Source organism: Laceyella putida (assembly GCF_042665195.1).
Classification (GTDB): Bacteria; Bacillota; Bacilli; order Thermoactinomycetales; family Thermoactinomycetaceae; genus Laceyella; species Laceyella putida.
On sequence record NZ_JBHTBW010000022.1, the window covers coordinates 1 to 646 of the forward strand.

Annotated in this window: 1 rRNA gene; it reads right to left on the minus strand. The window is 53.6% G+C overall.

Features of this window, described 5'->3' with window-relative positions:
- A 23S ribosomal RNA gene (locus ACFQNG_RS09750) occupies positions 1 to 646 on the minus strand; the annotation flags it as partial.

Below are 646 nucleotides of genomic sequence, written 5' to 3' on the forward strand. Positions count from 1 at the left end.
GCTTTTCTTGGCAGTGTGAGATCAAGAACTTCGGTACTTTATATTTCCCTCGCCATCACAGCCCAACCTTGAGAAGGGACGGATTTGCCTATCCCTTCGGCCTCACTGCTTGGACGCGCACATCCAATCGCGCGATTCTCTACCCTCCTGCGTCCCCCCATCGTACAAACGAAAATAGGTGGTACAGGAATTTCAACCTGTTGTCCATCGCCTACGCCTTTCGGCCTCGGCTTAGGTCCCGACTTACCCTGAGCGGACGAACCTTCCTCAGGAACCCTTAGGCTTACGGTGGAGGGGATTCTCACCCCTCTTTTCGCTACTCATACCGGCATTCTCACTTCCAAGCGCTCCACCACTTCTCACGAAGCAGCTTCGCTGCTACTTGGAACGCTCCCCTACCATCGTGTCGGTTTCACTCCAACTTCAAGGAAGTCGTTTAGCTGGGAACATTTGGCCGCAAACCTCGATTCAAATTGAATCTTCCTCCACTGAGCTGCAAGCTCAGCCTGCGGAAGGCGGCTTGGCGCCTAACGCGCAGAGCCCATGGAAGGTTTTCGGCAATCAAGCGTCCTTGTTATCCATTCCTCAAAGGCAGAGTGAAACCGACACCATCCACAGCTTCGGTGAATCGTTTAGCCCCGTTACA